This window comes from Leekyejoonella antrihumi, assembly GCF_007845645.1.
In the GTDB taxonomy this organism is placed as follows: Bacteria; Actinomycetota; Actinomycetes; order Actinomycetales; family Dermatophilaceae; genus Leekyejoonella; species Leekyejoonella antrihumi.
On record NZ_VCQV01000038.1, the window covers coordinates 43,444 to 49,942 of the forward strand.

General features: G+C 66.5%; 5 protein-coding genes. All 5 read left to right on the forward strand.

Translation table 11 applies throughout. The annotated features are described in order from the left end of the window. Positions 1-67 precede the first annotated feature (67 nt). The gene (locus FGL98_RS20635) at positions 68-1,141 is read left to right on the forward strand and encodes a YeiH family protein (protein WP_146320038.1); all 1,074 of its coding nucleotides are present in this window, start codon (positions 68-70) and stop codon (positions 1,139-1,141) included. Between the two features lie 79 nt (positions 1,142-1,220). Then, on the forward strand, positions 1,221-2,462 hold the full coding sequence (gene hemW, locus FGL98_RS20640) for a radical SAM family heme chaperone HemW (RefSeq protein ID WP_146320040.1): 1,242 nt from the start codon (positions 1,221-1,223) through the stop codon (positions 2,460-2,462). Positions 2,463-2,652: 190 nt separating this feature from the next. Further along, entirely contained in the window at positions 2,653-3,765 is a 1,113-nt protein-coding gene (moaA, locus tag FGL98_RS20645; protein ID WP_146320042.1) for a GTP 3',8-cyclase MoaA, read from the forward strand. Between the two features lie 54 nt (positions 3,766-3,819). Beyond that, positions 3,820-4,719, forward strand: coding sequence for a formate dehydrogenase accessory sulfurtransferase FdhD (gene fdhD, locus FGL98_RS20650; protein ID WP_146320044.1), 900 nt, complete (start codon positions 3,820-3,822; stop codon positions 4,717-4,719). Beyond that, on the forward strand, positions 4,716-6,499 hold a 1,784-nt coding region (locus FGL98_RS20655; protein WP_146320046.1), incomplete at its 3' end, for an FdhF/YdeP family oxidoreductase. The genes fdhD and FGL98_RS20655, both read left to right, overlap by 4 nt.

Consider the following 6,499-nt stretch of genomic DNA (forward strand, 5'->3'; position numbering starts at 1 on the left):
CAGAGGATATATCCCTATGGGGAACTGGCGGCTACCGGGATGCGTGCGGCGCGGGCAACCTGTACTCATGACGACGACAGAGGCTGTGAGCCCGGCTGCGGCTCCGCGAGATCACGACTTGGGCTCCGGCGGTCGGGGCCGAGCGCAGACCATTGTGCCCGGCCTGGCGGTGGCCTTCGTGGTTGCGGTCGCAGCGACGCTGCTCGGCCGTCAGGTGCCCGTCATCGGCGGCCCGGTCTTCGGCATACTCATCGGAATGGCCGTGGCCACCGCAATCCCTGTCCTGCGTCACGACCGGTGGACTCCTGGTTATGGGTTCGCCGCGAAGCCGGTCCTGCAGCTGTCGATCGTGGTGCTCGGCACCGGACTGTCCCTGCAGCAGGTGGTCAAGGTGGGCACCAGCTCCCTCCCGATCATGTTCGGCACGCTGGCTGTGGCTCTTGGCGGTGCGTGGATCATCGGTCGTCTGCTCGGTCTCGACAGCGATACGCGCACCCTGATCGGCGTGGGCACCGGCATCTGCGGTGCATCGGCGATTGCCGCGGTCACGGCCGTCATCAAGCCCAAGGAACGCGATGTCGCCTATGCCATCGGGACCATCTTCACCTTCAACATCGCGGCCGTCCTGCTGTTTCCACCGATCGGGCACCTCATCGGACTGACCGGTCAGTCCTTCGGTCTGTGGAGCGGCACCGCGATCAACGACACTTCCTCGGTGGTCGCCGCGGCCTACAGCTTCGGCTCGAACGCCGGCCCATACGCCATCGTCGTCAAGCTGACCCGGTCGCTCATGATCATTCCCATCGTGATGGGTCTGGCGCTGCTGAAGGCGCGCCACGAGCGCAAGCAGGGCGCGGACACCGGTTCTTTGAAGTGGAAGCAGGTGGTGCCGCTCTTCCTGATCGGGTTCGTGCTCGCTGCAGCGGCGGACACCGTAGGCCTCATCCCGGGTTCTTGGCACCCGCACCTGTCCGACCTCGGCACCTTCCTGATCACGTTCGCGCTGGCCGGGATCGGCCTCGGCCTTCGCTTCGCGCAGATGCGCAAGGCCGGACCACGGCCGCTGATCATGGGCGGCATCCTGTGGATCTGCGTAGCAACAACCAGCCTCGGGCTGCAGGCCCTCACCGGCAAGCTCTGAAACCACTGCACGACTGGCCCGCCGGATGACCGGCGGGCCAGTTTGGTCTGGCTGAGGCCTCCAGAGGACACTGGAGGACATGCCCAGTGCTCTCCCCGACGGGGAACCGGTGCCGCCGGACGGCGCACTCCCATCGACAGCGTTGGACCGGCTGGGGACCACACCCTTCGGCGTCTACGTGCACGTGCCGTTCTGCTCGGTGCGCTGCGGTTATTGCGACTTCAACACCTACACGCTGACCGAGCTCGGACCACACGGTGCGGGAGTCAGCACGTATGCCGATGCCGCCCTCGCCGAGGTCGAGCTCGCCGCGCAGGTGCTCGCGAGAGACGGTGCGCCACTGCCGGCGGTCGACACGGTGTTCGTCGGGGGCGGAACCCCCACGATGCTCGCGGCGAGTGATCTCGTGCGGGTGCTGCACGGCATACGGGACAGGTTCGGCCTCGCCGAGAACGTCGAGGTGACCACCGAAGCGAACCCCGACTCGGTGACTCCGCAGGTCCTGCAGACCCTGCGCGCCGGCGGGTTCACCCGAGTCAGCATCGGCATGCAGTCGGCGGTGCCACATGTGCTGAAGACCCTTGAGCGCACACATGATCCGCGCAACGTCGAGGCTGCAGTGCATGCGGCCAAGGCGGCCGGACTGCAGGTCAGCGTGGACCTCATCTACGGGACACCGGGGGAGAGCCTGGCCGACTGGCGCACCAGCCTCGAGCACGCGGTCGGGCTGGAGCCGGACCACATCAGTGCCTATGCGCTGGTGGTCGAGACCGGCACGAAACTGGCCGCGCAGGTGAGACGTGGCCTGGTCACGATGCCCGATGACGACGACGAGGCGGATAAGTACGAGCTCGCCGACGAGGTGCTGTCAGCGGCCGGTTTCGGCTGGTACGAAGTGAGCAACTGGGCAACTCGAGCCTCCGCCCGGTGCCGGCACAACGAGGGTTACTGGCGCGACGGCGACTGGTGGGGGATCGGTCCCGGCGCGCACAGCCACGTCGGCGGGGTGCGCTGGTGGAACGTCAAGCACCCCTCGGCATACGCCGGGCGGCTTGCGGACGGCCGGTCGCCGGGAGCCGGTCGTGAGCTGCTCACCGACGGGCAGCGGTATGACGAGCGCGTGCTGCTCGGGAGTCGCCTGGTCGGCGGTCTGCCGATCGAGGTGCTGCGCGACGAGGGCCGCCGCGCGGTGGCCGGGCTGATCGCGGACGGGCTGGTCGAGGCTGCGCCGGCGCTGGGTGGCGGCGGGCGTCGGGTGGTGCTGACGCTGCGCGGTCGGCTGCTCGCCGACACGGTCGTCCGCCGACTCCTCGCCTACTGACCCACCGAGAGGTGAGCTATCGCTGGCTTCGACGGGTGGGGAGGTGGCAGTCCCACCCGTCGAAGAGCCGCAGGGTGGCGCGCCGGTTGCCTGGCAGAACTGGTCGACGGGAAGCAGTGGATCGTGCTCAGGTGAGAGCAGTTTGGCGACTGCTGGGCGCGGTCGTATGGCGCGGGGTTAGGCTGGTCGAGTGAAGTACGTTGCACCTCGGCCAGACCCCGAACCCTATGACGCACAGAACGGTTCGGGCGCACCGACTGTGTCTGCCGATGGAGTGCACGATGCGCTGAATCGCCCGTTGCGCGACCTGCGCATCTCGGTCACGGACCGCTGCAACTTCCGCTGCGTCTACTGCATGCCGAAGGAGGTCTTCGGCCGCGACTACGCGTTCGTTCCGCGAGAGGACCTGCTTACTTTCGAGGAGATCACCAGGCTGGCGCGGGCCGCGGTGGCGTGCGGCGTCGAGAAGATCCGGTTGACCGGCGGCGAGCCGCTGCTGAGGAAGGGCATCGACGAACTGATCGGCAGGCTCAGTGCGATCAGCACGCCGGCCGGCCGACCCCTCGACCTCGCGCTGACGACGAACGGATCAGCCCTCACGCACTTGGCACCCGCACTCAAGGCCGCCGGCCTGGTCCGCGTGACGGTGTCGCTCGACTCGCTGGATGACACGACGTTCCGTGCCATGAATGACGTGCGCTTCCCGGTCCGTAAGGTCCTCGATGGGATCCAGGCCGCTCATGACGCAGGCCTGGGGCCGATCAAGATCAACATGGTCGTCAAGCGTGGCCTCAACGATCACGATGTCGTCAAGATGGCGCGGCACTTCAAGGAGACGCCGTTCGTCCTCCGCTTCATCGAATACATGGATGTCGGGTCGACCAACGGGTGGCGCCTGGATGAGGTGGTCCCGTCCGGCGAGGTCATCAGGCGCATCAATGCCGAGCTCCCACTCGAACCCGTCGAGCCGCGCTACGTGGGCGAGACGGCAACTCGCTGGCGGTACCGCGATGGTGGTGGGGAGATCGGCGCGATCTCCAGCGTGACGAACGCGTTCTGCGGCGACTGCACTCGTGCCCGAGTGTCCGTGGAGGGCCGGCTGTTCACCTGCTTGTTTGCCACCAAGGGCCATGATCTGCGTGCCCTGATGCGCGGGGGATGCTCCGATGAAGAGCTCGCGTCGAAGCTCTCCGGAGTCTGGCGGGTCCGCGCCGACCGCTACTCCGAGCTGCGCTCGACGCAGACCCCAGACCTTCCCGTGTCGCGGGCGCACCGGATCGAGATGTCGTATATCGGTGGCTGACTGGGTGCCGAGACCGGGGTTGTCGTTGACGATTGGCGGTGTTAAACCTAAATGGTGGGTCGAATTACTGCTCGCCGCAGAGTCACCAGGATGACGGTTGGTCATGGCGCCAGCGTGCGCGAGGACTATCTGACGGTCGAGGAACCACTGGAGATCCGCGTCGCCGGACGACCACTGGCGATCACGATGCGCACACCAGGTCATGACGTCGAGCTCGTGGCCGGATTCCTGGTTTCCGAAGGCGTGATCAGCCGTGCGGACCATTTGAGCAGCGCCCGGTACTGCGCCGGTGCCACGGTCGATCACCTCAACACCTACAACGTCATCGACGCCACGTTGGCACCGGACGTCAAGGCGCCGGATCCCAACCTGGAGCGGGCGTTCTACACCACGAGCTCATGCGGCCTGTGCGGCAAGGCAAGCATCGATGCGGTGCGCACCGCATCGGCATACGATGTGGCCGATGACCCGCTGTGCCTCGATGCGGCGCTGCTGGCGAGCCTGCCCGATGCACTGCGGGACCAGCAGAAGGTCTTCGACCGGACCGGAGGGCTGCACGCTGCGGCGCTCTTCGACGGCAGGACCGGCGACATGCTCGTGCTGCGTGAAGATGTGGGTCGGCACAACGCAGTCGACAAGGTCGTCGGGTGGGCGCTGACCGCCGATCGACTGCCGCTGCGTGAGACCGTGCTGATGGTGTCGGGGCGCGCCAGCTTCGAGCTGACCCAGAAGGCGTCCATGGCGGGCATACCTCTGCTGGCCGCCGTGTCCGCACCCTCGTCTCTCGCGGCCGAGCTGGCAGCCGAGATCGGCATGACGCTCGTCGGATTCCTGCGCGGAGACTCGATGGTCATCTATTCGGGCGCCGAGCGGGTGCGGGGCAAAACAGCTGATGAAGCGTCGGCCGTGTCGAGCGACAGGCCGGTCAAGGAATCGAAAGCGGGCGTGGCATGACGAAGAAGCCTCCGACACAGGACGTTTCCGACGACGGCTTGACAGTGAGCGAGCCCAAGGACTGGGCGGCGGGCGTGCCCGGCGTGACGCACTCGATGGGTCCGGCGTTGACCGAGATGGGGATGCGTCGTGGTGTGAAGGGCCTGCTGGCTCTGAACCAGAAGGATGGGTTCGACTGCATGAGCTGTGCGTGGCCGGATCCGGACCATCGCAAGACTGCCGAGTTCTGCGAGAACGGTGCGAAGGCCCTGACGTGGGAGGCGACCCCGCTCGTGGTGCCGGAGTCGTTCTGGGCGGAGCACTCCATCGAGGATCTGCTGGGCAAGAGCGACTACTGGTTGGGTCAGCAGGGGAGGTTGACCGATCCGGTATACAAGCCGGTCGGCAAGGACCACTACGAGCCGATCAGCTGGGAGAAGGCATTCGAAGTGATCGCCGACGAGCTGAACGCTCTGGAGAGTCCGAACGAGGCGGCGTTCTACACCAGTGGCCGCACAGCGAATGAGACGGCGTTCGTGTACCAGCTGTTTGTGCGGGCGTTCGGCACGAACAACCTGCCGGACTGCTCGAACATGTGCCACGAGTCCACGGGTGCGGCGATGGGCGAGACGATCGGGGTGGGCAAGTCCACGATCCGCTACAACGATTTCGAGCAGGCGGATCTGATCATCATCATGGGTCAGAACCCGGGGACGAATCACCCCCGGATGCTGACCGCTTTGGAGGACGCCAAGAGGGCGGGGGCGCAGATCGTGGCGATCAACCCGTTGCCGGAGGCGGGGTTGAAGCGGTACAAGAACCCGCAGCGGCCGCGGGGGATCGTCGGTCATGGCACGGACCTGGCCGATCAGTTTCTGCAGATCCGGATGGCGGGTGACATGGCGTTGCTGCAGGCGGTGTCCAAGCGGGTGCTGGATGCGGAGACAGCGCGGCCGGGCAAGGTGCTGGACCACGATTTCCTCAACCAGTACTGCCAGGGGCTGGACGAGTTCCGCGAGCACCTCTCACACCTGGACGAGAGGCAGGTGCAGCTGGCGACTGGCCTGACCAGCGTGCAGATCGACGAGCTGGCGCAGCGCTACATCGCCGCCGATCGGGTGATCATCACCTGGGCGATGGGCCTGACACAGCACAAGAAGGCTGTGCCGACGATCAAGGAGATCATCAACTTGTTGCTGCTGCGTGGCAACATGGGCCGACCGGGTGCGGGCGCGTCGCCGATCCGTGGGCACAGCAACGTGCAGGGAGACCGCACGATGGGCATCTGGGAGAAGATGCCGCCGAAGTTCCTGGATGCGATCCAGGCGGAGTTCGGTTTTGACCCGCCCCGCGAGGAGGGGGTGGACGCAGTCAACGCGATCCGGGGGATGCGTGATGGCGAGTTGAAGGTGTGGATCGCGTTGGGCGGCAACCTGGTGGCCGCGATCTCGGACACGGCCGTCGCCGAGGCTGCGCTGCAGAATACTCGGCTGACGGTGCAGATCTCCACCAAGCTGAACCGTTCGCATGCGGTGGTGGGTCGGGCTGCGATGATCCTGCCGACGATGGGGCGCAGCGAGGTGGATCTGCAGGCCTCCGGTGAGCAGTTCGTCACCGTCGAGGACACGGTCGCCGCAGTGCACGCCTCGACGGGCAAGCTGGCCCCGGTGTCGCCGCGTCTGTTGTCGGAGATCTCGATCGTCACGCGGATGGCTCGCGCGGTGCTCGGCTCGAAGGTGCCGGTGGACTGGGCGCGGTTCGAGCACGACTACGACAGCATCCGGGACCACATCTCGCGCGT